30 protein-coding genes are annotated in these 26,122 nt (G+C 66.3%); 22 read left to right on the top strand and 8 right to left on the bottom strand.

The annotated features are described in order from the left end of the window. The first annotated feature begins 20 nt into the window (after positions 1-20). The 6 genes from L0U83_RS07135 to L0U83_RS07110 all read left to right on the top strand — a co-directional run bounded on the left by L0U83_RS07135 (position 21) and on the right by L0U83_RS07110 (position 5,249). Positions 21-1,199 (top strand): acetyl-CoA C-acyltransferase, encoded by a 1,179-nt coding sequence (locus L0U83_RS07135; RefSeq protein WP_233881566.1) that lies wholly within the window; start codon positions 21-23, stop codon positions 1,197-1,199. A 154-nt stretch (positions 1,200-1,353) separates the two neighbouring features. Then, positions 1,354-1,656: a Dabb family protein gene (locus L0U83_RS07130; RefSeq protein ID WP_201696983.1), complete on the top strand. Its 303-nt coding sequence runs from the start codon at positions 1,354-1,356 to the stop codon at positions 1,654-1,656. 89 nt (positions 1,657-1,745) lie between these two features. Then, complete coding sequence (locus L0U83_RS07125) at positions 1,746-2,192, top strand: PaaI family thioesterase (RefSeq protein WP_233883767.1); 447 nt, start codon at positions 1,746-1,748, stop codon at positions 2,190-2,192. 111 nt (positions 2,193-2,303) lie between these two features. Then, positions 2,304-3,302, top strand: coding sequence for an NADP-dependent oxidoreductase (locus L0U83_RS07120; RefSeq protein WP_233881565.1), 999 nt, complete (start codon positions 2,304-2,306; stop codon positions 3,300-3,302). 78 nt (positions 3,303-3,380) lie between these two features. Continuing rightward, on the top strand, positions 3,381-4,262 hold the full coding sequence (locus L0U83_RS07115; RefSeq protein WP_233881564.1) for an SDR family oxidoreductase: 882 nt from the start codon (positions 3,381-3,383) through the stop codon (positions 4,260-4,262). 24 nt (positions 4,263-4,286) lie between these two features. Continuing rightward, on the top strand, positions 4,287-5,249 hold the full coding sequence (locus L0U83_RS07110; protein WP_233881563.1) for an alpha/beta hydrolase: 963 nt from the start codon (positions 4,287-4,289) through the stop codon (positions 5,247-5,249). Between the two features lie 7 nt (positions 5,250-5,256). On the opposite strand, the gene L0U83_RS07105 is transcribed toward L0U83_RS07110, so the two are convergent. Further along, the gene (locus L0U83_RS07105; RefSeq protein WP_233881562.1) at positions 5,257-6,111 is read right to left on the bottom strand and encodes an NRDE family protein; all 855 of its coding nucleotides are present in this window, start codon (positions 6,109-6,111) and stop codon (positions 5,257-5,259) included. A gap of 91 nt (positions 6,112-6,202) precedes the next feature. Next, complete coding sequence (ygfZ, locus tag L0U83_RS07100) at positions 6,203-7,246, bottom strand: CAF17-like 4Fe-4S cluster assembly/insertion protein YgfZ (protein WP_233881561.1); 1,044 nt, start codon at positions 7,244-7,246, stop codon at positions 6,203-6,205. A gap of 77 nt (positions 7,247-7,323) precedes the next feature. Here ygfZ and mltG point away from each other — a divergent pair, with 77 nt between their 5' ends. From mltG to L0U83_RS07050, 10 genes are all read left to right on the top strand, one after another. Continuing rightward, positions 7,324-8,334 carry an endolytic transglycosylase MltG gene (gene mltG, locus L0U83_RS07095; protein ID WP_233881560.1) on the top strand — a complete coding sequence of 337 codons (1,011 nt, stop codon included), beginning with the start codon at positions 7,324-7,326 and terminating at the stop codon, positions 8,332-8,334. Beyond that, the gene (tmk, locus tag L0U83_RS07090) at positions 8,335-8,955 is read left to right on the top strand and encodes a dTMP kinase (protein WP_233881559.1); all 621 of its coding nucleotides are present in this window, start codon (positions 8,335-8,337) and stop codon (positions 8,953-8,955) included. An 87-nt stretch (positions 8,956-9,042) separates the two neighbouring features. Further along, on the top strand, positions 9,043-10,086 hold the full coding sequence (locus L0U83_RS07085; RefSeq protein WP_233881558.1) for a DNA polymerase III subunit delta': 1,044 nt from the start codon (positions 9,043-9,045) through the stop codon (positions 10,084-10,086). Between the two features lie 41 nt (positions 10,087-10,127). After that, positions 10,128-10,913, top strand: a complete 786-nt coding sequence (locus L0U83_RS07080) for a TatD family hydrolase (RefSeq protein ID WP_233881557.1) — start codon at positions 10,128-10,130, stop codon at positions 10,911-10,913. A gap of 67 nt (positions 10,914-10,980) precedes the next feature. Beyond that, complete coding sequence (locus L0U83_RS07075; RefSeq protein ID WP_233881556.1) at positions 10,981-11,706, top strand: ankyrin repeat domain-containing protein; 726 nt, start codon at positions 10,981-10,983, stop codon at positions 11,704-11,706. Positions 11,707-11,800: 94 nt separating this feature from the next. Further along, entirely contained in the window at positions 11,801-12,163 is a 363-nt protein-coding gene (locus L0U83_RS07070) for a Rap1a/Tai family immunity protein (protein WP_028207010.1), read from the top strand. A 183-nt stretch (positions 12,164-12,346) separates the two neighbouring features. After that, complete coding sequence (locus L0U83_RS07065) at positions 12,347-13,648, top strand: mechanosensitive ion channel family protein (RefSeq protein WP_233881555.1); 1,302 nt, start codon at positions 12,347-12,349, stop codon at positions 13,646-13,648. A gap of 90 nt (positions 13,649-13,738) precedes the next feature. Then, a complete protein-coding gene (gene otsA, locus L0U83_RS07060; RefSeq protein ID WP_233881554.1) occupies positions 13,739-15,145 on the top strand; it encodes an alpha,alpha-trehalose-phosphate synthase (UDP-forming) in 1,407 nt (468 codons plus the stop codon). A 101-nt stretch (positions 15,146-15,246) separates the two neighbouring features. Then, positions 15,247-16,413: an AAA family ATPase gene (locus tag L0U83_RS07055; RefSeq protein WP_233881553.1), complete on the top strand. Its 1,167-nt coding sequence runs from the start codon at positions 15,247-15,249 to the stop codon at positions 16,411-16,413. A 280-nt stretch (positions 16,414-16,693) separates the two neighbouring features. Continuing rightward, on the top strand, positions 16,694-17,761 hold the full coding sequence (locus L0U83_RS07050; protein ID WP_233881552.1) for a glycosyltransferase family 4 protein: 1,068 nt from the start codon (positions 16,694-16,696) through the stop codon (positions 17,759-17,761). A 35-nt stretch (positions 17,762-17,796) separates the two neighbouring features. Here L0U83_RS07050 and L0U83_RS07045 read toward each other — a convergent pair whose 3' ends face one another. From L0U83_RS07045 to L0U83_RS07035, 3 genes are all read right to left on the bottom strand, one after another. Further along, the gene (locus tag L0U83_RS07045) at positions 17,797-18,384 is read right to left on the bottom strand and encodes a BPSL1445 family SYLF domain-containing lipoprotein (RefSeq protein WP_233881551.1); all 588 of its coding nucleotides are present in this window, start codon (positions 18,382-18,384) and stop codon (positions 17,797-17,799) included. Between the two features lie 128 nt (positions 18,385-18,512). Further along, on the bottom strand, positions 18,513-18,956 hold the full coding sequence (locus L0U83_RS07040; protein WP_233881550.1) for a hypothetical protein: 444 nt from the start codon (positions 18,954-18,956) through the stop codon (positions 18,513-18,515). Positions 18,957-19,274: 318 nt separating this feature from the next. Then, entirely contained in the window at positions 19,275-19,592 is a 318-nt protein-coding gene (locus tag L0U83_RS07035; RefSeq protein WP_233881549.1) for a PsiF family protein, read from the bottom strand. 204 nt (positions 19,593-19,796) lie between these two features. On the opposite strand from L0U83_RS07035, the gene L0U83_RS07030 reads away from it, so the two are divergent. After that, positions 19,797-20,093 carry a YciI-like protein gene (locus tag L0U83_RS07030; protein ID WP_233881548.1) on the top strand — a complete coding sequence of 99 codons (297 nt, stop codon included), beginning with the start codon at positions 19,797-19,799 and terminating at the stop codon, positions 20,091-20,093. A 38-nt stretch (positions 20,094-20,131) separates the two neighbouring features. Here L0U83_RS07030 and L0U83_RS07025 read toward each other — a convergent pair whose 3' ends face one another. Continuing rightward, positions 20,132-20,803, bottom strand: coding sequence for a phosphoribosyltransferase (locus L0U83_RS07025; protein WP_233881547.1), 672 nt, complete (start codon positions 20,801-20,803; stop codon positions 20,132-20,134). Positions 20,804-21,060: 257 nt separating this feature from the next. On the opposite strand from L0U83_RS07025, the gene L0U83_RS07020 reads away from it, so the two are divergent. Next, positions 21,061-21,282 carry a hypothetical protein gene (locus tag L0U83_RS07020; RefSeq protein WP_233881546.1) on the top strand — a complete coding sequence of 74 codons (222 nt, stop codon included), beginning with the start codon at positions 21,061-21,063 and terminating at the stop codon, positions 21,280-21,282. Between the two features lie 17 nt (positions 21,283-21,299). On the opposite strand, the gene L0U83_RS07015 is transcribed toward L0U83_RS07020, so the two are convergent. Then, a complete protein-coding gene (locus tag L0U83_RS07015) occupies positions 21,300-22,157 on the bottom strand; it encodes a LysR substrate-binding domain-containing protein (protein WP_233881545.1) in 858 nt (285 codons plus the stop codon). Positions 22,158-22,291: 134 nt separating this feature from the next. On the opposite strand from L0U83_RS07015, the gene L0U83_RS07010 reads away from it, so the two are divergent. From L0U83_RS07010 to L0U83_RS07000, 3 genes are all read left to right on the top strand, one after another. Then, a complete protein-coding gene (locus tag L0U83_RS07010) occupies positions 22,292-23,452 on the top strand; it encodes a 2-aminoethylphosphonate--pyruvate transaminase (protein WP_233881544.1) in 1,161 nt (386 codons plus the stop codon). 53 nt (positions 23,453-23,505) lie between these two features. After that, positions 23,506-24,309, top strand: a complete 804-nt coding sequence (gene phnX / locus L0U83_RS07005; RefSeq protein WP_233881543.1) for a phosphonoacetaldehyde hydrolase — start codon at positions 23,506-23,508, stop codon at positions 24,307-24,309. 77 nt (positions 24,310-24,386) lie between these two features. Next, on the top strand, positions 24,387-24,704 hold the full coding sequence (locus L0U83_RS07000; RefSeq protein WP_233881542.1) for a YnfA family protein: 318 nt from the start codon (positions 24,387-24,389) through the stop codon (positions 24,702-24,704). A gap of 12 nt (positions 24,705-24,716) precedes the next feature. Here the strand turns inward: L0U83_RS07000 and L0U83_RS06995 are convergent, their stop codons facing one another. Then, positions 24,717-25,160 (bottom strand): thioesterase family protein, encoded by a 444-nt coding sequence (locus tag L0U83_RS06995; protein ID WP_233881541.1) that lies wholly within the window; start codon positions 25,158-25,160, stop codon positions 24,717-24,719. A 197-nt stretch (positions 25,161-25,357) separates the two neighbouring features. Here L0U83_RS06995 and L0U83_RS06990 point away from each other — a divergent pair, with 197 nt between their 5' ends. Continuing rightward, positions 25,358-25,999: a GNAT family N-acetyltransferase gene (locus tag L0U83_RS06990; RefSeq protein WP_233881540.1), complete on the top strand. Its 642-nt coding sequence runs from the start codon at positions 25,358-25,360 to the stop codon at positions 25,997-25,999. Positions 26,000-26,122: the final 123 nt, after the last annotated feature.

Raw genomic sequence — 26,122 nt, 5'->3', positions numbered from 1 at the left:
TTCGTAGTGGGAGACATCGCATGACTGACGCCGTAATCGTATCGACTGCCCGCACGGGCCTCGCCAAATCCTGGAAGGGCGCCTTCAACATGACGCATGGCGCCACGCTTGGCGGGCATGTGACGCAAGCCGCCGTCGAGCGCGCGAAGATCGACCCCGCCCGCGTGGAAGACGTGATCATGGGCTGCGCGAACCCCGAAGGCGCGACCGGCGGGAATATCGCGCGCCAGATCGCGCTGCGCGCGGGCCTGCCCGTGAGCGTCCCAGGCATGACTGTGAACCGCTTCTGTTCGTCTGGACTCCAGACGATCGCGCTCGCCGCGCAACGCGTGATTGCGGGCGAAGGCGACGTGTTCGTCGCGGGCGGCGTAGAGTCGATCTCGTGCGTGCAGAACGAGATGAACCGCCACATGATGGCCGAAGGCTGGCTCAACCAGCACAAGCCCGAAATCTACTGGAGCATGCTGCAAACGGCCGAGAATGTCGCGAAGCGCTATGAAATCTCGAAGGAGCGCCAGGACGAGTACGGCGTTCAGTCGCAGTTGCGTGCTGCGGCGGCGCAGGCGGCGGGCCTCTTCAACGACGAAATCGTGCCGATGACGGTGCTCGCCGGCGTTGCCGACAAGGCGACGGGCCAACTCGTCACGAAGGAAGTGATGATCGCCGCCGACGAAGGCATCCGCGCCGACACCACGCTCGAAGCCGTGTCGAAGATTCGCACGGCGATGCCAGGCGGCGTCATCACCGCCGGCAACGCGAGCCAGTTTTCGGACGGCGCGAGCGCCTGCGTCGTGATGAACGCGAAGGTCGCGGAGCGCGAAGGCCTGCAACCGCTCGGCATTTTCCGCGGCTTCGCCGTGGCGGGATGCGAGCCGGACGAGATGGGCATCGGTCCCGTGTTCGCGGTGCCCAAGCTGCTCAAGCAGACGGGCCTGAAGGTCGAGGACATCGGTCTGTGGGAGCTGAACGAAGCGTTCGCGGTGCAGGTACTGTACTGCCGCGACAAGCTCGGCATTCCGGCCGACCGCCTGAACGTGAACGGCGGCGCGATTGCCGTCGGCCACCCGTATGGCGTGTCGGGCGCTCGCCTCACGGGCCACGCGCTCATCGAAGGCAAGCGCCGCGGCGCGAAGTTCGTCGTGGTGACGATGTGCATTGGCGGCGGACAGGGCGCGGCTGGCCTCTTCGAAGTCGTTTGACGCAAGGCGCGGCGGATTCGCGAGAGTCTGCCGCCGTCCCGGCCAGGCCACCTGCCTGGCCGCTCTCGCGCTAGAACCGCTGCGGGTATCATGACGGCTATCGGCGCGCGCACGGTGCGGCGCCTGTTCCCATGCAGACAGAAGAGGTGAGTTCGTGATTCGTCATATCGTGATGTGGAAGCTCAAGGAGTCGGCCGAAGGCGCGACGCGTGCCGAGAATGTCGTGAAGTTCAAGGCATTGCTCGAAGGCTGCCGCAACCTCGTGCCGGGCACGCTGCACCTCGAAGTCGGTGTGGCCGGGCCGGGTCTCGCTTCCACGTTCGACCTCGTGCTCGTTTCCGACTTCGCCGATCAGGCCGCGCTCGACGGCTATCAGGACCACCCCGAGCATCTCGTCGTGAAGCAGTTTGCGAAGCTCGTGGTCGAGTCGCGTCAGTGCGTGGATTACGTGGTCTGAAGCGCATCATGATCGGTACCGCAGATCAATCCCCGGGCGGCGGCTCGCCAGCAGGCGAAGCGCAGCAAAACCCGCAAACGTCGCTCACGATCATCGAGAGTCCCTTCGTCGAGCATCTCGGTGCGCAACTCGTGAGCGCGCGCGACGGTGTGAGCGAAGTCGTGCTGCCGCTCGCCGAGCGGCATCTGAATACGTGGGACGTCGCGCACGGCGGCGTGACGATGACGCTCGCCGACGTTGCACTTGCGATGGCGGCACGTAGCGTCGCCGCCGATGGCGTGGGCGTCGTCACCGTCGAAATGAAAGTGAACTTCATGCAGCCGGGGCGCGGCGAATTGCGCGCCACCGGCCGCGTGCTGCACCGTTCCACCACCATGGCCTATTGCGAAGGCGAGATTCGCGACAGCGAAGGCCATTTCGTCGCCAAGGCGCTCGGCACCTTCAAGTACATGCGCCGGCTTGCGGTGGGCCGCGACGTGACGCGTCAGCGTTTGCGCAGCGACCCCAGCGCACGGCCGGGACCGAGCGACGGTTAACACGCGCAATCGGGCGCGGGCGAGGGCTTTGCTCGTGCGCACCCGATTGCTGTTCTCTCGCGCGGCAGGCTTGCAACGCCTCGCCGCGCCCAACGAAGCAACACGGACGCCATGACCCAGACCAATCGCCAGATCCTGCTCGCTTCGCGCCCGGAAGGCGCCGCGAGCGTCGATAACTTCCGCCTCGTCAACACGCCGCTCGCACCGCTCGAAGAGGGCCAGGTGCGCGTGCGCAACCACTACCTCTCGCTCGACCCGTACATGCGCGGACGTATGAGCGACAGCAAGTCGTATGCGGCGCCGCAGCCGCTCGACTCGGTGATGATCGGCGGCACGGTGGGCGAGGTGGTCGAGTCGCGCAACGCGAAGTTCACGGTCGGCGACAAGGTCGTGGGCATGTTCGGGTGGCAGGAGTTCGGCACGTCGAACGGCAGTGACCTGCGCGTCGTCGATACGACCCACGTGCCGCTTTCCGCGTACCTCGGGCCCGTGGGCATGCCAGGCGTCACCGCGTGGTACGGCCTGAATCGCATCATCGAGCCGAAGGCCGGGCAAACCGTGGTCGTGAGCGCGGCGAGCGGCGCGGTGGGCAGCGTGGTCGGCCAACTCGCGAAGCGCGCGGGCTGCCGTGCGGTGGGGGTTGCGGGCGGCGCGGAAAAATGCCGCTATGTCGTCGAGACGCTCGGTTTCGACGCTTGCGTCGATTACAAGGCTGGCAATCTCTATCAGGACCTCAAGGCCGCGACGCCGGACGGCGTGGACGGCTACTTCGAGAACGTCGGCGGCGCGGTGCTCGACGCCACGCTTGCACGCATGAACGCGTTCGGGCGCATCGCGCTGTGCGGCATGATCGCAGGCTACGACGGCGAGCCGATGCCGCTCAAGTATCCGCAGCTGATGCTGACGCAGCGACTTCTCGTGCAGGGCTTCATCGTGAGCGAGCACATGGAGGTGTGGCCGCAGGCGCTGACGGAGCTGGGTACGCTGGTCGCGAAGCAGCAGCTCGCGTATCGCGAGAGCGTGGCCGACGGGCTCGAGAATGCGCCTGGCGCGTTCCTCGGTATGCTCAAAGGCCAGAACTTCGGCAAGCAACTCGTCAAGCTGATCTAACTGTTTCACTGTTCAGCGCAAGCGCCCGGAAAGGGCGCTTCGCTTTTTTCGTCCACTGTATTCACCGCAGGATTCGCAATGTCCGAACCGTTTGAGTTCGACGGCCGCGTGGCCGTCATCACGGGCGCGGCAAGCGGCTTTGGCCGCGCGTTCGCGCAGCAGGCCGCAGCGCTCGGCATGAAGCTCGTGCTCGCCGATGTCGATCAGGCGCTGCTCGACGAAACCGTCAATGCATTGCGCGAAGGCGGCGCACAGGCGATCGGCGTGCGTACCGACGTGCGCGACGCCGCGCAGGTTGACGCACTCGCTAAGGCTGCGCTCGATGCCTACGGCAAAGTGCATCTGCTTTTCAACAACGCGGGCGTCGGCACCGGCGGCTTCGTGTGGGAAAGCAGCGCGAAGGATTGGGACTGGGTGTTCGGCGTGAACGTGATGGGCGTGGCCAACGGCGTGCGCAGCTTCACGCCTGCCATGCTCGCGCAGGGCGAGCGCGCGCATATTGTCAATACGGCTTCGGTGGCGGGGCTGCTTTCGCCGCCCGCCATGGGCGTGTATAACGCGTCGAAGCATGCAGTGGTCTCGCTCACCGAAACGCTGTATCACGACCTGAAGAACGTGACCGACAAAGTGAGCTGCTCGCTGCTGTGTCCGGCCTTCGTCCCGACCGGCATTGCGAACGCCGAGCGCAGCCGCCCCGAAGACTTGCGCAACGAAACGCCGCTCACGCGCTCGCAGCAGGCCGCCGATCTGCAGTTGCAGCGCGCGGTGCGCTCCGGCAAGCTCACGCCCGACGACGTCGCAAAGGTGACGTTCGAAGCCGTGCGGGAAGGGCGCTTCTATATCCTCACGCATCCGCAGATTCTCGCTTCGGTGAAGCTGCGTCATGAGGATATCGAAACATTGCGCAACCCGACCGACCCGCTCTCGCTCAAACCTGAAGTCAAGAAAGCGCCGCAATAAAAAGCGGCGCACGGGGTCCGTGCCATGCCTCTCACCGCGAAGATCGCGCTTGTGCTCGACATGGTGGCCCGCACGGGCCGCGCGCCTTATCACGAGCAGACGGCGCAGGAGGCGCGCGCCGAGTATGAAAAGAGCGCGACGGTGCTCGAAATCCCGTCTGCGCCGATGCATGGCGTGGAAGACCTGCAGGTGCCAATGCGTGACGGCGCGACGATCCGCGCGCGTCTTTATCTGCCGGTCGAGCCGCACTGGGCAGAGCTGCTGCCCGTGCTCGTCTACTATCACGGCGGCGGCTTCACGATCGGCAGCGTGGACACGCACGATGCGCTCTGCCGCATGTTTGCGCGCGACGCGCGCTGCGCCGTGTTTTCCGTGGACTACCGGCTCGCGCCCGAACATCGTTTCCCAAGCGCCGTGCACGACGCCTTCGACGCTTACACGTGGCTCCACACGCACGCGGCCGAATACGCGCTGGATACCTCGCGCTTCGCCGTGGGCGGCGACAGTGCCGGCGGCACGCTCGCGACGGTCTGCGCGGTGCTCGCACGCGACGCGGGTATCGCGCCCGTGCTGCAACTGCTGATCTATCCGGCAGTGAGCGCGCATCAGCAGACCGAATCGCACAAGCGTCTGGCAGATGGCTATTTGCTGACCGCGCCGACGATCCAGTGGTTCTTCGATCACTACGTACGCGACGAGGCAGATCGCGACGACTGGCGCTTCGCGCCGCTCGACGGCACGCGCGGCGAGCCGGACTTTCGCGGCGTCGCGCCGGCGTGGATCGGTGTGGCTGAATTCGATCCGCTCATGGACGAAGGCGAGGCTTATGCGCAAAAGCTGCGCGATGCGGGCAACGCGGTCACACTCGTGCGATTCGACGGCGTGATTCACGAGTTCATCAAGATGGGCGCGTTCATCGACGAGGCGCGGAGCGCGCAGCAGCAGGCCGCCCACGCGCTGCGCGCGGCGCTCGGAACGGGCGACTGAAGCGCGCCTAGCCTCTTTCGACCGTGTAGGTCTCGTGGCGCTCGAACGCGCCCGGGCGGACGACGCGATGCGAGCCGTCGTCGTCAGAGCGCTCCAGCGCTTCCACATCCAGAAGGCTGCCGCGCAGCATGACACGCAGCGCCGTGGTGCCGCGCGTGCCGTAGTCGGGCGTTTCGATGAATGCCGCGGAAAGCGCGCGTTCGCGTTCCAGTGAAATGCCCGTTGCGGGCAAGTCGCGGTCGGGCGCGACTTGCGGGTCGCGCATCATGTCTACGAATCGCGCAAGCGGCACTTGCGCGTCGCCCCCCGCGAGTTGCGCGAGTTCGGCGCGCTTGCGCACGAGCTTGGGCCACGGCGTGTCGAGCACGGCGTTCGAAATACCGTGCGTGCCTTCGGGCAGCAAGGCGGGCGCACGGTCCGCGCGATTGCAGTACCACGCAAGCTCTCGTCTCGCCCAGTCGCCGACGATCAGATTGAAGCCGTTGTAGAGATCGCCCGAGCGTGCGATCTCGTTGAGATAGCCGAGCGGTGTATCGGGCAGACCTTGTGCGCCGGTGAGCCAGCGCGAGACGAGCGTGCCGCGCGTGGGCGCGTCGGGGCGCATGTCGTTCGGCGCGCGATAGTTCGTGAGCGCGGCGAAGCGGCCGCTGCGCGTCATGCCAAGCCAGGTGCCGCCGCCCACGAGATCGCGGCCCGCCAGCACGCCCGTTGCGGAACTGCCCGGCGACGTGACGTCGTCCGAGTCGCTCCACCAGTGCAATGGATCGGCGGTGCGGCGCAGGAACTCGTCGCGGTTGGCCGCGAGCGTGAAAAGCGCGCCGGCGCTCGCGCGCGGACGCCAATCGAAGACGATCAGGCACATGGAGTTGGCCCTTGCAGGGTCGGGGGTGGGGCCGTGCCCAGGCAATGTGAGACGCAGGGCGCCTCACTCGCGGTGGATGCAGTGTGCAGCGTCAAACTTCCGCCGGCAACGCGTACGGCAGCGGCAGCACGCGCAGCGCGGGGCCGTCCGCGGCGCCCAGATGCACGCTACCGGTTTCGAGCGCGGCAAGCTTGATCTCGGCGAGCAGATCGACGCCACCCTCGGGCGCGGCTGCCGCGTTCACGACCATGCCGCACGGCTGGCTCGGGTCGTCCGAATGGAAGAGTTCGACGCCAGCGTGCGCGGCGTCCAGACTCGCTGCCACATTGGCGAGCGCGGTCCGGCGCTTGATCGTGCCGCGATACTGGCTGCGTGCGACGATTTCCTGGCCTGGATAGCAGCCCTTGCGGAAATTCACGCCGCCCAGCACGTCGTAGTTGACCATCTGCGGCACGAACTGCTCGCTCACAGCCTGCGTGATGCGTGGCTCGCCCGCGCGAATGTCGAGCCAGTCCCACACCGCCGACGGCACGCGCTTGAGCGCACCGTCGAGCTTCGTGAGGCGCTCCCGCACGGCTTCCTTCGGGCCGACCCACAGATAACGCAGCACGCCGGCCGCGTCGGGCACACGGATGAGCGTGCCCGCGGGATCGTCCACTTTCACGTGCACGCCGTCGGGCAGCGCATCGAACACAGTCGCGAGCGCGCCGCGTACGTCGCCGGCCAGGCCCACCACGAGCAGCTTGTCGCTGTCGTCGGTGAGCTTGGCCTTGGCGCGCAGCACGAACATCGACAGGCGTTTTTGCACCGCCGGCTGCACGTCCTTCGAGATGAGCAGACGGATCGTGTCGCCGGTCTTCCAGGTGAGGAACGAGGCGAGGAGACGCCCCTTGGGCGAGCAGTAGCCCGAGAGGCGCGCGCCGGCCACGTCGAGATGCTGGACGTCGTTGGTGAGCTGGCTGTGCAGGAAGGTCGCGGCGTCGTCGCCAATGGCGTCGATCACGCCGAACTGCGGCAGGATCGCGTAGGCGCCGCCTTTCAGAACGGCGTCGAAGTCGGCTGCGCCCGCAGGACCAAATGCGGGGGCAAATTCAGCAGCGGAAAGCGTGGAAGCGTGATCAAGCGGTGAGTTCATGGATTCGGGGAACAGTCAATCCTGACTTTAGCGAAGGCAAGCAGTTATTATATGAGGTCCCCCTGAGTCGTGTTTCCATGTCCCTCCTGAAGAAATGCCTTGTTGCCGGCGCCGCGCTAGTCGTGATTGGTGCCGCTGCGGCGGCCGGCGTATGGCGCTGGGCCACCACGCCGCTCGAACTTGCCGCCCCTCAGCTCGACGTCACCATCAAGCCGCATAGCACCGTGCGCAGTGTCACGCTGCAATTGCGGCGCGGCGGCGTGCCCGTGCAGACGCAGCTTTTCGTGCTCATGACACGCGTGCTCGGCCTGCAGAGCCAGCTGAAATCTGGCAACTACGAGTTCAAGGCCGGTGTCACGCCGTATGAGGTGCTGCAGAAGATGGCGCTCGGCGACGTCAACGAGTCCGTGGCCACCATCATCGAAGGCTGGACCTTCAAGCACATGCGGGCCGAACTCGACGCGAACCCCGCGCTGCGCCACGACACGGCTGGCATGAGCGACGCCGAACTGCTTGCCGCGATCGGCGCGCCGCCCGCGCCGAACGGCAGCGGCGAGGGGTTGTTTTTCCCCGACACCTATCTCTTCGACAAGGGTTCGAGCGATCTCGACGTCTATCGCCGCGCCTATCGCCTGATGCAGACGCGTCTGAACGAAGCGTGGACCGCGCGCGCGCCCGGCTTGCCGCTCAAGTCGCCCTACGAAGCGCTGACGCTTGCTTCGCTCGTGGAAAAGGAGACGGGCCGCGCTGCCGACCGCGCGCTCGTAGCGGCCGTGTTCTCGAACCGCCTGAAAGTGGGCATGCCGCTGCAGACCGATCCGGCCGTGATCTACGGCCTGGGTGACAACTACGCGGGGCATTTGCGCAAGCACGATCTGCAGTCGGACACTCTTTACAATACCTACCTGCGCCTGGGGTTGCCGCCCACGCCCATTGCGCTGCCCGGCGCCGCGGCGATCCAGGCGGCGCTCAATCCGGCATCGACGGCTGCGCTGTACTTCGTGGCGCGCGGCGACGGCAGCAGCGTTTTTTCTGACAATCTTGTCGACCACAACAAGGCCGTCGACAAATTCATCCGGGGTAATTAAATGGCGCGGGGCCGATTCATCACGTTCGAGGGCATCGACGGCGCGGGCAAGACCACGCATCTCGCCTGGTTTCGCGATCAGCTCGCCGAGAAACTCGCGCCCTCGGGCCGCACGGTCGTCATGACGCGCGAACCGGGCGGCACTCCGCTTGGCGAGTCGATCCGGGAACTCGTGCTGCATCAGCCGATGGACCTCGAAACCGAGGCGCTCATGATGTTCGCGGCGCGCCGCGAGCACCTCGCCAAGGTGATCGAGCCCGCGCTCGCGCGCGGCGACTGGGTGCTGTCCGACCGCTTCAGCGACGCCACCTTCGCCTACCAGGGCGGCGGCCGCGGGCTGCCGCGCGACAAGCTCGAAACGCTGGAGCGCTGGGTGCAGGGCGGTTTCCAGCCGGACCTGACGGTGCTGTTCGACCTGCCGCCCGACACGGCGAGCGAGCGGCGCGGCGCGGCGCGCGAGCCCGACCGCTTCGAAAGCGAATCCGATGCGTTCTTCAAGCGCACGCGCACCGAGTACCTGCGCCGCGCGGAAGAGGCACCGTACCGTTTCGCGATCGTCGATTCGTCGCAGGGCATCGACGTAATTCGCAAGAAACTCGAGGATGTGATCGCAGCGCTTTGATTTCAAGGCGATATTTGGCGTTCTTATATGGCCGCATGACTTTCATGTAAATTTTCATAAAAATCGTTTAACCGATTGATTTCGAAGATGATCTATCCTTGGCAAACCGACGACTGGCAACGGCTGCAACAACTGCGCAGCCACTGGCCGCATGCGCTTCTGCTGCACGGCCAGGCGGGCATCGGCAAGCTCCAGTTCGCTCAGCACCTGGCGAAGGGACTGCTCTGCGAAGCGCCGCAGGCCAACGGCGAGCCGTGCGGCGCCTGTGCGGCGTGCAACTGGTTTGTTCAGGGCAATCATCCGGATTACCGCATCGTCGTGCCGGAGGCCCTGGCGGGCGAGATCGGCCAGGCCGGCGACGATGACGCCAAGGCCGAGAAGGCTGACAAGGGCGACGGCGAAGAAGGCAAGAAAGGCCGCGCGCCGAGCAAGGAAATCCGCATCGAGCAGGTGCGCGCGCTGCTCGACTTCACGGGCGTAGGTTCGCACCGCGGCGGCCTGCGCGTGGTCGTGCTGTATCCGGCCGAGGCGCTCAACGTCGCCGCCGCGAACGCGCTGCTGAAGACACTCGAAGAGCCGCCCGCGGGCGTGGTGTTCCTCGTGGTATCGGCGCGTATCGACCGCCTGCTGCCGACCATCATCAGCCGTTGCCGCCAGTGGCCAATGGGCACGCCCGCGCCCGAAGCCGCCGCGGCCTGGCTCGCTCAGCAGGGCGTGGACGACGCGCCGGCTCTGCTCGCCGAGGCCGGTGGCGCGCCGCTCGCGGCGCTTGCGCTCGCGCACGACGAAAACCGCACGCTGCGCGACTGGACGCTGACCCAGCTCGCGGCGGGCCCGGCTTGCGACGCCTTTGCCTGTGGCGAGACGCTGCAAAAGCTGCCGGTGCCGCTCGTGCTCGGCTGGCTGCAGCGTTGGGTCTACGATCTGCTCGCGCAACACACGGCAGGCCGCCCGCGCTACTTCCCGCAGGCCGCTAGCGGCCTCGCGCGCTGCGCCGCGAAGCTCGACGCTGCGGCGCTGGCGCGCTACCTGAAAACGGTCACGCGCCAGCGCGCCGTGGAAAACCATCCGCTGAATGCGCGCCTCGTGTTCGAGGAACTCTTTCTCGGCTATCGTGAACTGTTCGCCTGACGCTCACGCGCAGGCCTGAATCTTTCATCGCAGGACCACCCATGTTTGTCGATTCACATTGCCACATCAACTTCGAGGGCCTCGGCGACCGCCTCCCGCAGGTGCTCGAGAACATGCGCGAGAACGCGGTCACGCACGCGCTGTGCGTGTCGGTGGACCTCGAAACGCTGCCGTCGGTGCTCGACATCGCGAGCCGCTACGAGAACGTCTACGCGTCGGTGGGTGTGCATCCCGACCACGAACACATGCGCGAGCCGAGCGTGGCCGAACTGGTCGAGCTGGCCGAGCATCCGAAAGTTGTCGCGATCGGCGAAACGGGGCTCGATTACTTTCGCCTGGGCGAGCGCACGATCGCCGACATGGAATGGCAGCGCGAGCGCTTTCGCACCCATATTCGCGCGGCGCACGCCACCGGCAAACCGCTCATCGTCCACACGCGCGCCGCGTCGGACGACACGCTGCGCATCATGGAAGAGGAGCGCGCGGGCGAGCCCGGCGGCGTGATGCATTGCTTCACGGAACCCTGGGCGATTGCCGAGCGCGCGCTCGCGCAGAATTTTTACATCTCGCTTTCGGGCATCGTGACGTTCAAGAGCGCGACGGATGTGCAGGAGGTGGCGCGCCGCGTGCCGATCCAGCGCCTGTTGATCGAAACCGATTCGCCATACCTTGCGCCAGTGCCATTTCGCGGCAAACCTAATGAACCTGCGTACGTCAGCCATGTCGGAAGATTCATTGCGCAGCAACGCGGGTTGCCGGACGCCGAACTTGGCGCTGTCACTACACAGAATTTTTTCCGGCTCTTCAAGATCCAGCCTCAGGCCTGAATCGCGAACCGCATGCTGTCAATGGTGTTAAATATCAACGAGATAGCAGATAACGTTAAGGCTTGACATGAACTCGAAACCGCTTCCGCACGCCACCAACCCTGTCCGCCGCAATGCCGCCGCGCTCGTGCTCGGCGTCGCCGCCACGCTGTTTGGCGCCGCGGCACACGCCGCGCCGATCGACTCGCTCATCAAGAGCGTCAAGTTCGACGACGACAAGGGCGTGCAAAAGGCGCTCGCAGAAGGCATGGACCCGAACGCCACGGACAACCAGGGCATGCCGCTCCTCGTGATCGCCGCGCGCGAGAAGTCCGACAAGGTCGGCGCGGTGCTGCTCGACAACCCGAAGACGAACATCGCCGCCGAAGACCGCGCAGGCGAAAACGCGCTGATGCTGGCTGCGCTCAACGGCGACGTGGACTTCGTGAAGCTCCTCATCACCAAGGGCGCCGAGGTCAACAAGAAGGGCTGGACGCCGCTGCACTACGCCGCCGCGAACGGCAACGACGACGTCGCGAAACTCCTGATCGGCTATTCGGCCGACGTCAACGCGCTGTCCCCCAACGGCACGACGCCGCTGATGATGGCCGCTCGCGGCGACCATCTCACGACGATCCAGATGCTGCTCGAACACGGCGCGACGCTTGGCACGAAGAACCAGATCGGCATGACGGCGCTCGATTTCGCGCGCCAGTACAAGGCGCCCGACGCGATCAAGGACCTGACGGCGCGCATGACGCAGGCTGGCCTCTCTACGGCGAGCCCGGCAGCGCCGCAAAACAGTGCAAAATAATGGGGATGAAGGCGGCCGCACTGGACCAACGCGGCCGGCCGGCGGCGCTCGACGTGCTCGAAGCGCCGCTCCCCACGACAACTCAAGGAGAACCATGCTGCGGGTTCTGATCTGTGCGGGCGCGATGGCGTTGCCGCTCTCCGCTTTCGCATTCACGGCAAGCGACCTCAACCGGCTCTGCACGAAGACTGACGTGGCTTCGCGCAGCGCGTGCGCTGCCTATATCGAAGGTGCCGCGGACGGCATCTTCAACACCATCGACGCCATCGGCGGCACTACCGGGCCGCGCGTGGGTCAATACTTCTGCCTGCCGCCCGACGCGCGCTCCGCGCAACTCACCGACGCGGTGCGCAAGTACATCGCCGACAACCCGAACGTGGCCGGCTACAACGCCAGCACCGCCATTTCGCTCGGGCTTGGCAAGGCGTTTCCGTGCAAGACCGGCAACGGCAGTTGAAGCCGGCTGGTCGTAGACGTAACGAGTAGCACGGCGCGGCGCCTTCCCCTGGCCGCGCCATTCATCATCGAGGCCGCTGCGAGGCCAGCTGGACCATCGCCGTGGCCATCCGCGGGCTTGGCGCCCGTGCCGTTTCCAAGAGTCGTCTTATTGCTCAGGATGCTCAGGAGGAACTGGCCGCAGATGCCTACACTCGACGATCTCTCCCGTTTCGCGGACGCGCCGTTATACGACTGGCTCGGCACGCTGCTCGTGAGCGCGCTCGCGCTCGTTCTGGCGTTCGCTATGTACTGGATCGGCGGCCGCGTCTTGCTGCGCGTCGCCCGCCCATATCCGCGCGTCAGCGTGTTCTTGCGCTATATCCGCAAGCCGGCTCTGGCCGTCCTCGCCATCCTCGCGATCGAATTCGTCTGGTGGCAGGCGCCCGACACGCTCCGGCACATCAGCGGCCTGCGCGAGTTGTGCGCGTTCGCGCTGATCGGCGCGATCACCTGGCTTTCAGTACGCTGCGCTGCGGCGATCGGCGAGGCCATCATCGCCGCGCATCCGCTCGACATCGCCGACAACCTCCAGGCCCGCCGCATCCACACCCAGGCCCGCGTGCTCGCGCGCACGGTGATGGTGCTCATTATCATCGTGGGGGTGGGTGCGGCGCTCATGACCTTCCCGAACGTGCGGCAGATCGGTGCGAGTCTTCTGGCTTCGGCTGGCGTTGCCGGTCTCGTTGCCGGTATCGCGGCACGCCCCGTGCTAGGGAATCTGATCGCCGGTCTGCAGATCGCGCTCTCGCAGCCGATCCGGCTCGACGACGTGGTCGTGATCCAGGGCGAGTGGGGGCGCATCGAGGAAATTACGGGCACCTACGTTTCGGTGCGGATCTGGGACCAGCGGCGGCTCATCGTGCCGCTGCAGTGGTTCATCGAGAATCCGTTCGCGAACTGGACGCGCAGCAGCTCGCAGATCATCGGCACGGTCTTTCTGTGGCTCGACTACCGCATGCCGCTCGCGCCGCTGCGCGAGGCGCTCGCGCGCATCGTCGACGGTGCGCCCGAATGGGACCGCCGCGTGCAGGTTTTACAGGTCACCGACGCCAACGAGCGCGCCATGCAAGTGCGCGTGCTGGTCAGTTCGCGCGATTCCGGTCTGAATTTCGATTTGCGCTGCCGCGTGCGCGAAGGGCTGCTCGATTTCGTCAACGAGCACTATCCGCAGTTCCTGCCGCGAGCGCGCGCCGAGGTTTCGGCGGAACTCGAAAGCAGCACCGGCGAAGTGCCGTCTTTCGTGCGGCGCCCGGCGCGGCAGGCGGCGGCGAGCACGGCGGCACATACTGAGGCTGATCCCGTGACAGGCACGCGCGTGCCGGGAGACAACGAGGAACTGGAGGCGCACCGCCCGGGGCAGCCGGCCGCAGCGACGGATGCCAACGCGGCCGAAGCAACCAGCGCGCGCGAGCCAGCGACCGAAAGTCGTCGCGAAGGAGGCTGAGCGACGGCGAACGACAACTGCGGCGCGCTGCCGGTGCAATCCCTGCCGCAGTCGATGCAGCAGTGTGAAGACAGGAGGAGGAACAGCAAGATGGGCAGACTGATAGTCGTCTCGAATCGCGTGGCGACGCCGACGGAAACCAAGGGCTCGGCGGGCGGGCTCGCGGTTGGCGTATTCGGCGCGCTGAAGGACGCGGGCGGCGTGTGGTTCGGCTGGAGCGGCGACGTGGTGAGCGAGACGGTGGCGAACGCGGGACCCACGCTCGTCGAAGAAGGCCACGTCACCTTTGCGACCGTCGGCCTCACGCGCAAAGACTACGATCAGTACTACCGCGGGTTCTCGAATGCCACGCTGTGGCCGGTCTTCCACTACCGCAACGACCTCGCGCGCTACGAGCGCGACGAATACGCGGGCTACCGCCGCGTGAACGCGTGGCTCGCGCACAAGCTCATGAAGCTGATCCACCCGGACGACAACATCTGGGTCCACGACTATCACCTGATCCCGTTCGCCGAGGCGCTGCGCTCAGAAGGCGTGCGCAACCGTATCGGCTTCTTCCTGCATATTCCGTTTCCTTCGCCGCAGGTGCTGCAAACCATTCCGCCGCACGACGAGCTCGTCAGATCGCTATGCTGCTATGACCTTTTGGGCTTCCAGACGCAGAACGACCAGCAGGCGTTTCACGACTACATCGCGCGCGAGGCGCGCGGCAAAGTGGTGGCGAGCGCGGAGAATCCGGAGCATGGCGAAGTCGAGGCGTATGGCCGCAAGCTGCGCACGGGTGTCTACCGCATCGGCGTGTTTCCGGACGAAATCGCCGAGCAGGCTGCGCGTTACGAAAGCCGCCAGCACGTGCTCGATCTCAAGCAGAGTCTGGAAGGGCGCAAGCTCATCATGAGCGTGGACCGGCTCGACTACTCGAAGGGGCTCGTCGAGCGTTTCCATGCGTTCGAGCAGTTGCTGGAGACGTCGCCCGAATGGCGCGGCAAGGTCACGCTCGTGCAGATCGCGCCGCCCACGCGCTCGGACGTCGCGAGCTACAAGGTGATACGCGAGGAGCTGGAGCGCGAGGCGGGGCGCATCAACGGCCGCTACTCGGGCCTCGATTACACGCCGATCCGTTATCTGAGCCAGCAGTACGACCGCTGGAAACTGATGTCGCTCTTTCGCGAGTCGCAGATCGGTTATGTGACGCCGTTGCACGACGGCATGAACCTCGTCGCCAAGGAGTATGTGGCCGCGCAGAATCCCGGCGATCCGGGCGTGCTCGTGCTCTCGATCTTCGCTGGCGCGGCGGCTGAACTCACCGGGGCATTGCTCGTGAATCCTCATGACGCGGCCGGCATGTCGGAAGCGCTCGAACGCGCGCTCTCGATGCCGCTCGAAGAGCGCCAGGCGCGCTACCACACCAACATGGAGGCGCTCAGACGCAACGATCTGGGCGTGTGGCGAGACAGCTTCCTGCGCGATCTCGCGGCAGTGCCCCAGCCGCGCTGACTGATGCGGGGCACAGGCGGTTCGCGTGCCTGCACGATTGCGTATGATGCGTGGCTGTTCCAGGCATCCCAAGGCACTCCAGGCACTCGCCACGCACGTTCATGCTGACTACGCTTGCCATCGCCAATTACCGCTCGCTGCGCGAGCTCATCGTGCCGCTTGGCGCGCTCAACGTCGTGACCGGCCCGAACGGCAGCGGCAAGTCGAATCTCTATCGCGCGCTGCGTCTGCTCGCGCTCACGGCGCGCGGCGGCGTGATTCCGTCGCTGGCGCGCGAGGGCGGCCTGCAATCCACGCTTTGGGCGGGCCCCGAGCGCTTCTCGCGCGCGGTCGCCGCGGGTGAATACGCGGTGCAGGGCACGGTGCGCAAGGATGCAGTGAGTCTGCGCCTTGGCTTCGCGGGCGACGCCTTTGGCTACGCGATCGATCTCGGATTGCCGCTGCCTTCGTCGACGTCGCAGTTTTCGCTCGACCCGGTCATCAAGCGCGAGTGCATCTGGAGCGGGCCGATCCTGCGACCTTCGGCGTTGCTCGTGGACCGCCAGGGGCCGATGATCCGCATCCGCGACGCCTCGGGCGAATGGACGACGCTCGCGCAGCCCGTGGCCAGCTTCGACAGCATGATGACCGAGTACGCCGACCCGCGCAGCGCGCCCGAAATGATCGCCGTGCGCGAGCAGATCCGCTCGTGGCGCTTCTACGACCACTTCCGCACCGACGAGCACGCGAGCGCACGCCAGGTGCAGATCGGCACGCATTCGCCGGTGCTCGCCGACGACGGCGCAAACCTCGCCGCCGCGCTGCAGACGATCCGCGAGATCGGCGACGGCGAGGCGCTCGACACCGCCATCGGCGACGCCTTTCCGGGCGCGCGCGTGGAGATCGTGAATCACGAAGGCCGCTTCGAGGTGGCGCTGCGCCAGGAGGGGCTATTGCGGCCGCTGCGCGGCGCGGAACTCTCGGACGGGACCTTGCGCTACCTGCTGATCGCGGCGGCGCTGCTGAGCCCGCGGCCGCCCGGCCTGCTGGTGCTCGACGAGCCCGAGACGAGCCTGCACCCGGACCTGCTGCCGTCGCTCGCGCGGCTCATCGCGCGGGCGTCGCGGCACTCGCAGGTCATTGTGGTCTCGCACGCGGCGCGGCTCGTGGCGGCGCTGGAGCGCGAGGCGGGCAGCCAGTCGGTCGTGCTCGAACGGCGCCTCGGCGCAACAGGGTTCGCCGATCCGGACACGCTTGACGTACCGGCGTGGAAATGGCCCGCCAGGTAGGCCGGTAGGGCAAACGCAGGGGTTGTTTCGGCATGTAACACCGTATAGAAATTGAAAGACTGACGGCGCGCGCCGCCGGCTTGCCGAATAATGGGATACCTGACACACCCGCGTCGCCGATGCCTGAGCGGACACTGAGCGGACCCCGACCGGACTCGACCCCCGCAACAATCCGTGCTAACCCGAAGGAAGCTCGGGCCGCGGACGCCGCCTCCGCCTGGCTTAGAATGACCAGCACCGCAAGAACGGGCAACGCGGCCCCGTTTCCTGGAGACACTCGATGAGAATTGCGCAGATCGCCCCGCTGACCGAATCGGTCCCGCCGAAGCTCTATGGCGGCACCGAGCGCGCCGTGTCATACATCACCGAAGCGCTGGTCGAACTCGGGCACGACGTCACGCTGTTCGCGAGCGGCGATTCGCTCACGAGCGCGAAGCTCGAGCCTGTGTGGCCGCGCGCGCTGCGGCTAGACCCCGGCATTCGCGACCGCATCGCACCGCACATGCTCCTCATGGAAATGGTGCGCCGCCAGGCCGACCAGTTCGATGTGTTGCATTTCCATATGGACTACTACTCGTTTTCGGTGTTCAAGCGCCAGGAAACGCCGTTTGTGACGACGCTGCACGGCCGTCTCGATTTGCCCGAGCAGCAGCCGGTGTTCGATACATTCAACACCGCCCCCGTCATTTCGATCTCGAATGCGCAGCGTCAGCCGATGCCGCAAGCGCGCTGGCTGCGCACGGTCTACCACGGCCTGCCCGAGATGCTTTATACACCGCAGCCCGTAGAGCAGCGCTATCTTGCGTTTCTCGGCCGTATTTCGCCGGAAAAGCGCGTCGACACGGCAATACGCATTGCCGGGCGCTGTGGATTGCCCATCCGCATCGCCGCCAAGGTCGACGAAGCCGACCGCGAGTATTTCGAGCGCGACATCAAGCCGCTGCTCGCGCTACCGCACGTCGAGTATGTGGGCGAGATCAACGACAGCCAGAAGGCCGAATTCCTCTCCGGCGCGCATGCGCTACTGTTCCCGATCGACTGGCCGGAGCCGTTCGGCCTTGTGATGATCGAGGCGATGGCGTGCGGCACGCCCGTGATCGCGTTCAATCGCGGCTCGGTGCCGGAGGTGGTGGAAGAGGGCGTGACGGGCTTTATCGTCGAGGACGAGATTGGCGCCGTGGCGGCGGTAAATCGCATCTCGCGCGTTCCGCGTGCAGGAGTGCGGCGCCGCTTCGAAGAGCGTTTCACCTCGCACCGCATGGCGCAGGAGTACGTGCAGGCGTATGAGGCCGTGATTCGCGCGAACAAGCGCTCGCGCTTCAAGGTGATCGATACGTCCGCGAGTTGAGTCCGCGGACGTTCGGAGTGCGCCTGGAGGTCGACTTAGAGGTCGAGCTTCGTGATCTTCGTGCCGCCAAGCGAGAGGTCGCCGATCAGCCCGCTGTTGGTGAGCACGAAGACCTGCACGGGCTTGGTGGCCGTGGTGGTGTCGATCGAGCCGTTCGCACCGACCTTCACGAGCGCGACGGATGCGTCACCGCCTGCCGACCAGCCGCTCGAATTGCGGAATTTCGCGAGCGCGTCTTCCGTCATGAAGAGATAGATGACTGACTTCGACTGCACGCCGAGCGTTGCGCCGACCGAAGCCGACGACGTGCTGTAGAAGCCGACCGTGCTACCGCCCACGCGCAGCGCGCCGTCGCCGTGCTCACCGCCCACGCCGATGCCCGCCTGGATCACGCGCGGAAACACGAGAATGCCGCGCGCTTTGCCGACCAGTTCGCGCGAGCCCGGCACCGTCTGATAGAGGCGCGAAAGCGTTGCGTCGACGTCGGCGTTGATCGACTGGGCGCGCGACGCGTCGGTCGCGGCGTTGGGTGCCTGGCTGCCGGTGGTGGTGCAGCCCGAGAGCGCCGCGGCAGCGAGGGCAACCGCGACAGAAGCCTTCAAAAAGAAGCGAGATGCGGTCATCTTGTTCTCCGTTCTGGTTTCCGGGCGCCGTGATGTCACGGCGTCCATTTGTTATACCCGAACGTCCCGATCTGTACTTTGAGACTGTGCATCACAATCGCTGCGCCGTGCCGCATGCACGAAAAATGCTAGTGCTCCGGCACGGGCTTGGCCGTCGGCCGCCGCAGGGCGCGCTTCACGCCGCCGATCAGTAAGCCGATCGCGAGCAGCGCCGCAGCGGGCACCACCCAGTAACCGACGAACGCGTGCCACAAATAGCCCGCGAGCGTCGCGCGCCGTACCGCGTATTCGTCCCGCGCTTCCTGCTGGCGTGGCGCGTTCGCCGCGAGCACCCCGGCGGGGCAGCCGGCCGCACGCGCGGTTTCGGGCGTGCCGTGGCAGCGTAGCGCGGCGCCGGCGTCACGTTCGGCATCGGTGAAGACCCACGTCGTCAGCGCGCGCTGCAAATCCGCGCGGTTGTACGCCATCTCGTCCTGAACCTCGCGCACCACGACGATCATCACCGGTACGAGCCAGAAGGTGATCACCATCAGCCAGCGCCGAAACCAGCGGTTCTTGTGTCTCCATGCCATCTGCGCCTCCGTTCGATGCCTTTGGCATCAACGTCAACGCGGCAGCCCGATGGCTAATGTGTGATTTCGCGGGGAGGGGCCGCCGCTCCAGCCATCATAGGAGAAAAACGGCGCGGCCGAACGCGCAGGATTAGGCAAATTCGTGCGCTTTCAAGTGATTTCGCATACTTCGGCGATGCTTCGCACAACCGAAGACGTAGGCGCGCGGAGGTCGAGAAGACGCTGCAACGCACAAAACCGGCGCATAAAAAACGCGCCGCAGCAAACGCTGCGGCGCGCGGATCCTGCAGATGCAGAAGGGGCCTGAACTCGCTTCGCTCAACTCTTCGTCGAGAGGCACGTCTTCATGAAAGCCTTGCGGTCGTCGCCCTTCTTGTCGCCGGCCTGGGCGTTGCACGCCTTCATCCGTTCCTGCTGGGTCATCGTCGGAGCCGGGACGCCGGCAGCCGAAAGGCACTGCTTCATGAATGCCTTGCGATCATCGCCTTTCTTGTCGCCGGCCTGGGTGTTGCACGCCTTCATCTTGTTCTGCTGGCTGTTCGCCGCGGGAGCGGCGGGCGCGGCGGTTTGCGCGAACGCCGGCGCGGCCAGCACGCCGCCCAGCACGATTGCAGCAATGACGGATTGCATCTTCATCGTTCACTCCCTTGAATTTGGACGTTCTGAGTAGCCGTGCGGCCAGGCCGTATATGGCCGGTGCGCCTTGCGCGCCGCCATTATGGCAAAGCCGCTATTAAAACGACGCAGCGATGTGTTCGGTTGACGCGCGCGCTGCTGCACAATGTTCGCTATCGGCCGTCAACCCAGTCCGACGCGGCCGCAACAGCGCGGAGAACACACATGCATTACCTCTTGATGTACGAACTCGCAGACGACTATCTCGAACGCCGCCCCGAACACCGCAGCGCTCACCTGGCGCTCGCATGGGCCGCCGTCGAACGCGGCGAGTTGCTGCTCGCGGGGGCGATTGCCGATCCCGTCGACAACGCGCTGCTGCTTTTCCAGGGCGACAGCCCGGCCGCCGCCGAAGCGTTCGCGCGCGCCGACCCGTATGTGCGCTCGGGGCTCGTGAAGCACTGGCGCGTGCGGCCCTGGCAAACGGTGGTGGGCGAAGCGGCTTCGCATCCGGTGCGATAAGGCACGAGGGCTAGTAACGGCGGCATAACCGGCGCGGTTCAGATTTGCGTCTCGCCGTTCGCGTCGTCAGCCGCCGCAAGAGCCAGCAGGTCGCGCACGGTGTCGTCGCTGACCTGATCGAAGTCGAGATAGAACTGGCCGACGCTGTAGAACGCCTCGGGCATGCGCGCACAAACGAATTCGTCCACGGTGCCGCCCAGGCGCTCCTGCGAGCCCGCGGGCGCAACCGGCAGCGCAGCGACGATGCGTGCGGGGCCAAGCGTGGCGAGCGCGAGCGCCGCCGCCTTGAGCGACGCGCCGGTGGCCATCCCGTCGTCGACGACAACCGCGACGCGGCCCGCCACCGCAAGCGGGGCACGTTCGCCGCGGTAGCGCACCTCGCGGCGGCCAAGCTCGATGCGCGCGAGCGCCATGGCGCTCTGCAACTGCGCTTCGCTCACGCCGGCACTGCGCACGAGCGAGCTGTCCACGTACTGCGCGCCGTTCGACGACAGCGCGCCCATCGCGAGTTCCGCCTGCCAGGGCAAGCCGAGCTTGCACACGGGCAAGACATCGAGCGGCACGTGCAGTGCATTTGCGACTTCATAGCCTACCGGCACGCCGCCGCGCGGGAGCGCGAGCACGATCACGTCGCGTCTGCCCGCGTAGGCCGAGAGCGAGCCGGCGAGCACCCGGCCCGCCTCGCGGCGATCGGTAAAGGGGCGTTCCATGAGGAGGTCCTCCCATCCCGTTGCAGGCAAATTGCCGCACAACGATGCGTTCAGTTTGCCACTCGCGGGCATACGCTGCTCGTAAAGCAAACCCGCGCACGCAGCGATAACGGTGCGCGCGTCGCGCGCAGCGCGTGCATGCCACTGCCAGCGCGATCCAATGCCGGGCGGCGCTCATTTGCATACGCGGATTTCTCGTTTGGCGCGGGCGTATGGCCTCGCTACGATGAAGCCGATCCCGCCACCGAGGTCTCGCCATGTCCGAATCCGCCTCCTTCAATCCGCGCGTCGTCGAACCGGTCGTGCCCGATGCGCCCGACGGCCTCGGGCTCGCCGTCGAGCTGTGGCTCGCGCGCCCGGTCGACGGCATTGCGGGCCGAGCGCTGCGCATTCACCTGCGCCACGGCGCACGCATGGAGCAGGCCGAGACGCTGCGCGATCTGCTCCATGCCGTCGGCACGGCTATCGTGGTCGCCTGACGGCCCGGCCACTGCGCTCAATCGAGCGGTGTGGCAAAGAGCGCGTCGAGCAGGTTCGACGAGGACGTGTCGGAGAGGCGCGTGAGCGATTCGACCATGCGCACCTGGCAGTCCACGAGCGGCAGCATGCGAATGCGCCGCGACTCGCCGAATTCCGCATGCGCGATCACGCCCACGCCCACGCCTTGCGCGATGGCCGTTTGCAGCGCCTCGCGGCCATCCACGTAGAGCACCGGCTGGACCTGCAACCCTTTGCGCACGAGTTCGGCTTCGAGCAGTTGCTGCGTGACCGAATGCGTTTCGCGAAACACCATCGGTTCGCGCACGAGTTCCTCGTAAGTCATGCGGCGCTTTTTCGCGGCGGGACTCTCTGCGGGCACCACCGCGACTAGCGGTTCCTCGCGCAGCACACGCGCCTGCAGCCGGCTGTGCACCTGGCGCGCCGCCGTGATCGCGGCGTCGGCTTCGCTCGCCAGCACGCGGCGCATGCACTCGGTCGCGTTTGCGATCGAAAGCTTGATCACCACACCAGGATAGCGCCGCCTGAACGCGCCGATCAGCTTGATTGCGAGGTCCGGCGCGTCGGCGGCGAGGGCGAGTTCACCCGATTCGAGCGCGCCTGCCGCTTCGAGCAGCCGTCGCGCGTCGCGCTCGCAGCCCACCATCTGACGTGTCACCGCGAATAGCCGCCGCCCGAGTTCCGTGAGTTCCACGCCGCGCGGCCCGCGCTCGAAGAGTTTGACCCCGAAATCCTGTTCGAGCCGCTTCACATGATCGGACACGGCCGGCTGCGTGAGCGAGAGCGCCTGCGCGGCGCGTGAGAACCCGCCGTGTTCGGCGACCGCGTGAAAAGCACGCAACTGTGCGTATTGCATGTCGAAGCGCTCCGGTTACGGGCGATAAGTTTGACTTATATCGACATCGATTATATCGATTTTACCGATGGAGAGCGCTGCGCTAACGTGTGGGCATTGGCACATTGACAGCCCTGACGTCCACCGGAGCCCGCATGACCACCCCCGCCGAGCCGTATCTCCTGACCCCCGGACCGCTCACCACCGCGGCCTCGACCAAGGCCGCGATGCAGCGCGACTGGGGCTCGTGGGACGCCGACTTCCGCGCCATGACCGCACAGTTGCGCGCTGCATTGCTCCAGATCGCGGGCGACGTACATGGCGAATACGACTGCGTGCCGTTGCAGGGCAGTGGCAGCTATTGCGTCGAGGCGATGCTCGGCAGCTTCGTGCCGCGAGATGGCCACGCGCTCGTGCTCGCCAACGGCGCGTACGGCAAGCGCATTGCCACGACGCTGCGCTACCTGGGGCGCCAGCACACCGTGCACGATACCGGCGACTACTTGCCGCCGCGCGCCGAAGACGTCGAGCGCCTGCTGGTCGCGAACCCGGACATCACGCATGTCGTCGCCGTGCACTGCGAGACCAGCTCGGGCATTCTGAACCCGATCGAGGAGATCGCGGCCGTGACGGCGCGCCAGGGAAGGCGGCTCCTGATCGACTCGATGAGCGCGTTCGGCGCGGTGCCGCTCGACGTGCGCACGCTGCCTTGCGACGCGTTCGTCTCCTCGGCGAACAAGTGCATCGAGGGCGTGCCTGGCTTCGGCTTTGTGATCGCGAAAAAAGCAGTCCTGAGCAACGCCAAAGGTGTGAGCCACTCGCTCGCGCTGGACATCTACGATCAATGGGATGTCATGAACCGTACCGGCCAGTGGCGCTTCACGCCACCCACGCACGCAGTGGCCGCGTTCATCGAGGCGCTGCGGCTGCACGCGCTCGAAGGCGGTCAGCCGGGGCGCCTCGCGCGCTATGCGCACAACCGCGACGTGCTCGTCGAAGGCATGCGCGGCCTCGGTTTTGAGCCGCTGCTGACCGAAGGCTGGCGCTCGCCCATCATCGTCACCTTCTTTTCGCCGGCCGATCCCGCATTCGACTTCACGCGCTTCTACGAGCTAATGAAGGCGCAGGGTTTCATCATCTATCCGGGCAAGCTGACGAGCGTGGAGAGCTTTCGCATCGGCTGCATCGGCGCGCTCGACGAAACCGTCATGCGCCGCGTCGTCGCCGCATGCGGCGAAGCGCTGCACTCGCTCGGCGTGGCGAGTGCTGCGCCCGCGCCGGTCGATCTCGGCGCACGCGAAGCGCTCGCCGCTTGATACGCGCCTATCGTTAAGACTACAGACCATCGATTTTTAGCAGGACGCATGCAATGAAACACGTCAAGGCAGTGATCTTCGACTGGGCCGGCACCGTGGTCGACTACGGCTCGCGCGCGCCAATGGGCGCCTTCGTCGAGACCTTCGAGCAATTCGGCGTGCCGGTCACGATCGAAGAGGCGCGCGGGCCGATGGGCATGGCCAAGCGTCCGCACATCGCAGCGCTGATGGCGCTGCCGCGCGTCGCGGCGGCATGGGAAGCGCGCTACGGCCACGCGCCGGGCGAGGCCGATATCGACGCCGTGTACGACGTCTTCGTGCCGAAGAACGTCGCCGTGGCCGCGCAGTACAGCGACGTCATTCCAGGCGTGGCGGCCGTGACCGCCGCGCTGCGCGCCGATGGTGTACGCATCGGCTCGACCACGGGCTACACGCGCGAGATCATCGACCAGATCGTGCCGGGCGCGAAGGCGCAGGGCTTCGAGCCGGACAGCATCGTCTGCACCGGCGACACACCTGAGGGCCGGCCTTCGCCGTACATGATCTACCGCACGCTGCCGCAACTCGGCGTGTGGCTCGCGCGCGATGCGATCAAGGTGGACGACACCGAAGTCGGCATCGAAGAGGGCATTAACGGCGGGACGTGGGCGGTGGGGGTCGCGGTGAGCGGCAACGCCTTCGGACTCACCGAGGACGAAGTCCACGCGCTAGCGCCCGATGAATTCGCACGCCGCCGCGCCGCGGCCGTTGAACGCCTGCGCGCAGCGGGCGCGCACTATGTGATCGACAGCGTCGCCGACCTGCTGCCCGTGGTGAGCGAGATCGAATCGCGGCTTGCCCGCGGCGAGCGGCCGTAAGCCGTATTTCGCGCGGCTCTTGCAGGCGGCATGGCCGCCTGCGTTACCATGGGCGCCCCTGCCACTGTCCTGCGCCCATGAAGACGTTTGTGCTTTTCGTCGTGACCGCGCTCGCCGAGATCATCGGCTGCTATCTGCCTTACCGCTGGCTGCGCGAAGGCGCGAGCGCGTGGCCCCTCTTGCCGGCAGCGGTCTCGCTCGCGCTCTTCGCCTGGCTGCTCACGCTCCATCCCACGGCCGCCGGGCGCACCTATGCGGCCTACGGCGGCGTTTACGTCTGCGTGGCGATTCTCTGGCTGTGGGCCGTCGAGGCGATCCGGCCAAGCCCCTGGGACTGGGCCGGCATCGGCTTCACGCTGGCCGGCATGGCGCTCATCATGTTCCAGCCGCGTTGAGCGGCGCAATCGTCAACCGACGGTATTGACCTGCGGAAACTTGTCGCGGAAGGCCTGCGGCATCGGCACGACCTTTTTCGCCTCGTAGTCGAAGAACACGAAACCGGATTTCGCCATGGCGATCAGCGCGCCATCGGCGGGCCGCGTAATGCGAAAGATGATGTCGCCGCCGTACTTGTTGAAATCCATGATGCCCACCTCGAAGCAGAGCGCGTCGCGCGCGTAGGCTTCGGCGCGATAGGTCGTGGCCAGATCGGTCACGATGATGCTCGTGTGCGCGTCCTTCATGCCCTCGATGCCCGCGTCGAACAGAAAACGCGCGCGCGCCTCGGAAATCATCGAGATCATCGAATCGTTGGCGAGGTGATTGGCCGAATTGATGTCGGTAACGCGCACCGTGAGGTGCGTCGAGTAATAGAACTGGTCTTCGGGAAAGTGGAGCTCGATGCGGGCCATATGCGATGCGAAAAAATGGGGATGGGCAGCGCCACGGCGTTCGCGCGGCGTGGGAGCGCCGGCCCGATTAGTGGCGAAATTGCAGTCGCGATTGTAACGGCTGGCGCGTCGCCTCCGCCGCCAGTCCGGCGCTAGAATGCGTGAGCCTTTCGCCCTGGGTTGCCTCACGCTCTCGCCACATTCCATCGATTCCCGCCATGACCGACATACTTGGCCCAGCATCCAGAACAGCTGTCGAAGCCACTTCCGTGCCGAACGGCCTGCCCACCCTGAACGGTCGCACGGTCGCGCTGCACCCGCTCTGCGCGCAGGACGCGCCGCGCCTCGTCGCCGCGGCGGCGGATGGTGAACTCTGGAACCTCAAGGTGACCGTGGTGCCGAGTCCCGCTACCGTCGACGCCTGGATTGCCAGGGCGCTCGATGGCGTGCGTGCCGGCACCGTGATTCCATTCACAATCCGGCTGCTCGCAAGTGACCGTGTGGTGGGGAGCACGCGCTTCTGGAAGGTCGACCGTGAGAACCGCAAGCTGGAAATCGGCTCCACGTGGCTCGCTGCCTCGGCGCAGCGCACCATCGTGAACACAGAGGCGAAGTTTCTGATGCTCAGTTACGCCTTCGAATCGCTCGGCTGCGTGCGCGTGCAGTTCACGACCGACGTGCTCAACGCGAAGTCGCGCGCCGCGATCCTGCGCCTGGGTGCGAAAGAAGAGGGCGTGGTGCGCCGCGAACGCATCATGCCCGATGGCCGCAAGCGCGACTCCGTGCGCTTTAGCATCATCGAGGACGAGTGGCCCGAGGTGAAGGCTGGCCTGTCGCGCCGGTTGCAAGCCTCCGGCTGAGCCCTGCCGCGCCCGCGTAGCGCCGGGGCGTCAGTGCAGCCGCTCCGGTGGCGCTTCAGGTGGCGGATCACCTTGGGGTATCGGCGGGGGCTCGACGTCCGGCACCGGAGGCGGTGTTGGGCG

The organism is Paraburkholderia flagellata, assembly GCF_021390645.1.
Taxonomy (GTDB): domain Bacteria; phylum Pseudomonadota; class Gammaproteobacteria; order Burkholderiales; family Burkholderiaceae; genus Paraburkholderia; species Paraburkholderia flagellata.
The sequence above is the reverse complement of the archived record's forward strand: the minus strand, read 5'-3'. Positions and strand labels throughout refer to the sequence as shown.

What these genes read in the sequence shown, in the direction of transcription:
- L0U83_RS07135 (WP_233881566.1), top strand. Translation starts at nt 21, where the DNA reads ATGACTGACGCCGTAATCGTATCGACTGCCCGCACGGGCCTCGCCAAA.
- L0U83_RS07120 (WP_233881565.1), top strand. Translation starts at nt 2,304, where the DNA reads ATGACCCAGACCAATCGCCAGATCCTGCTCGCTTCGCGCCCGGAAGGC.
- L0U83_RS07115 (WP_233881564.1), top strand. Translation starts at nt 3,381, where the DNA reads ATGTCCGAACCGTTTGAGTTCGACGGCCGCGTGGCCGTCATCACGGGC.
- L0U83_RS07110 (WP_233881563.1), top strand. Translation starts at nt 4,287, where the DNA reads ATGCCTCTCACCGCGAAGATCGCGCTTGTGCTCGACATGGTGGCCCGC.
- L0U83_RS07105 (WP_233881562.1), bottom strand. Translation starts at nt 6,111, where the DNA reads ATGTGCCTGATCGTCTTCGATTGGCGTCCGCGCGCGAGCGCCGGCGCG.
- ygfZ (WP_233881561.1), bottom strand. Translation starts at nt 7,246, where the DNA reads ATGAACTCACCGCTTGATCACGCTTCCACGCTTTCCGCTGCTGAATTT.
- mltG (WP_233881560.1), top strand. Translation starts at nt 7,324, where the DNA reads ATGTCCCTCCTGAAGAAATGCCTTGTTGCCGGCGCCGCGCTAGTCGTG.
- tmk (WP_233881559.1), top strand. Translation starts at nt 8,335, where the DNA reads ATGGCGCGGGGCCGATTCATCACGTTCGAGGGCATCGACGGCGCGGGC.
- L0U83_RS07085 (WP_233881558.1), top strand. Translation starts at nt 9,043, where the DNA reads ATGATCTATCCTTGGCAAACCGACGACTGGCAACGGCTGCAACAACTG.
- L0U83_RS07080 (WP_233881557.1), top strand. Translation starts at nt 10,128, where the DNA reads ATGTTTGTCGATTCACATTGCCACATCAACTTCGAGGGCCTCGGCGAC.
- L0U83_RS07075 (WP_233881556.1), top strand. Translation starts at nt 10,981, where the DNA reads ATGAACTCGAAACCGCTTCCGCACGCCACCAACCCTGTCCGCCGCAAT.
- L0U83_RS07070 (WP_028207010.1), top strand. Translation starts at nt 11,801, where the DNA reads ATGCTGCGGGTTCTGATCTGTGCGGGCGCGATGGCGTTGCCGCTCTCC.
- L0U83_RS07065 (WP_233881555.1), top strand. Translation starts at nt 12,347, where the DNA reads ATGCCTACACTCGACGATCTCTCCCGTTTCGCGGACGCGCCGTTATAC.
- otsA (WP_233881554.1), top strand. Translation starts at nt 13,739, where the DNA reads ATGGGCAGACTGATAGTCGTCTCGAATCGCGTGGCGACGCCGACGGAA.
- L0U83_RS07055 (WP_233881553.1), top strand. Translation starts at nt 15,247, where the DNA reads ATGCTGACTACGCTTGCCATCGCCAATTACCGCTCGCTGCGCGAGCTC.
- L0U83_RS07050 (WP_233881552.1), top strand. Translation starts at nt 16,694, where the DNA reads ATGAGAATTGCGCAGATCGCCCCGCTGACCGAATCGGTCCCGCCGAAG.
- L0U83_RS07045 (WP_233881551.1), bottom strand. Translation starts at nt 18,384, where the DNA reads ATGACCGCATCTCGCTTCTTTTTGAAGGCTTCTGTCGCGGTTGCCCTC.
- L0U83_RS07040 (WP_233881550.1), bottom strand. Translation starts at nt 18,956, where the DNA reads ATGGCATGGAGACACAAGAACCGCTGGTTTCGGCGCTGGCTGATGGTG.
- L0U83_RS07035 (WP_233881549.1), bottom strand. Translation starts at nt 19,592, where the DNA reads ATGAAGATGCAATCCGTCATTGCTGCAATCGTGCTGGGCGGCGTGCTG.
- L0U83_RS07030 (WP_233881548.1), top strand. Translation starts at nt 19,797, where the DNA reads ATGCATTACCTCTTGATGTACGAACTCGCAGACGACTATCTCGAACGC.
- L0U83_RS07025 (WP_233881547.1), bottom strand. Translation starts at nt 20,803, where the DNA reads ATGGAACGCCCCTTTACCGATCGCCGCGAGGCGGGCCGGGTGCTCGCC.
- L0U83_RS07020 (WP_233881546.1), top strand. Translation starts at nt 21,061, where the DNA reads ATGTCCGAATCCGCCTCCTTCAATCCGCGCGTCGTCGAACCGGTCGTG.
- L0U83_RS07015 (WP_233881545.1), bottom strand. Translation starts at nt 22,157, where the DNA reads ATGCAATACGCACAGTTGCGTGCTTTTCACGCGGTCGCCGAACACGGC.
- L0U83_RS07010 (WP_233881544.1), top strand. Translation starts at nt 22,292, where the DNA reads ATGACCACCCCCGCCGAGCCGTATCTCCTGACCCCCGGACCGCTCACC.
- phnX (WP_233881543.1), top strand. Translation starts at nt 23,506, where the DNA reads ATGAAACACGTCAAGGCAGTGATCTTCGACTGGGCCGGCACCGTGGTC.
- L0U83_RS07000 (WP_233881542.1), top strand. Translation starts at nt 24,387, where the DNA reads ATGAAGACGTTTGTGCTTTTCGTCGTGACCGCGCTCGCCGAGATCATC.
- L0U83_RS06995 (WP_233881541.1), bottom strand. Translation starts at nt 25,160, where the DNA reads ATGGCCCGCATCGAGCTCCACTTTCCCGAAGACCAGTTCTATTACTCG.
- L0U83_RS06990 (WP_233881540.1), top strand. Translation starts at nt 25,358, where the DNA reads ATGACCGACATACTTGGCCCAGCATCCAGAACAGCTGTCGAAGCCACT.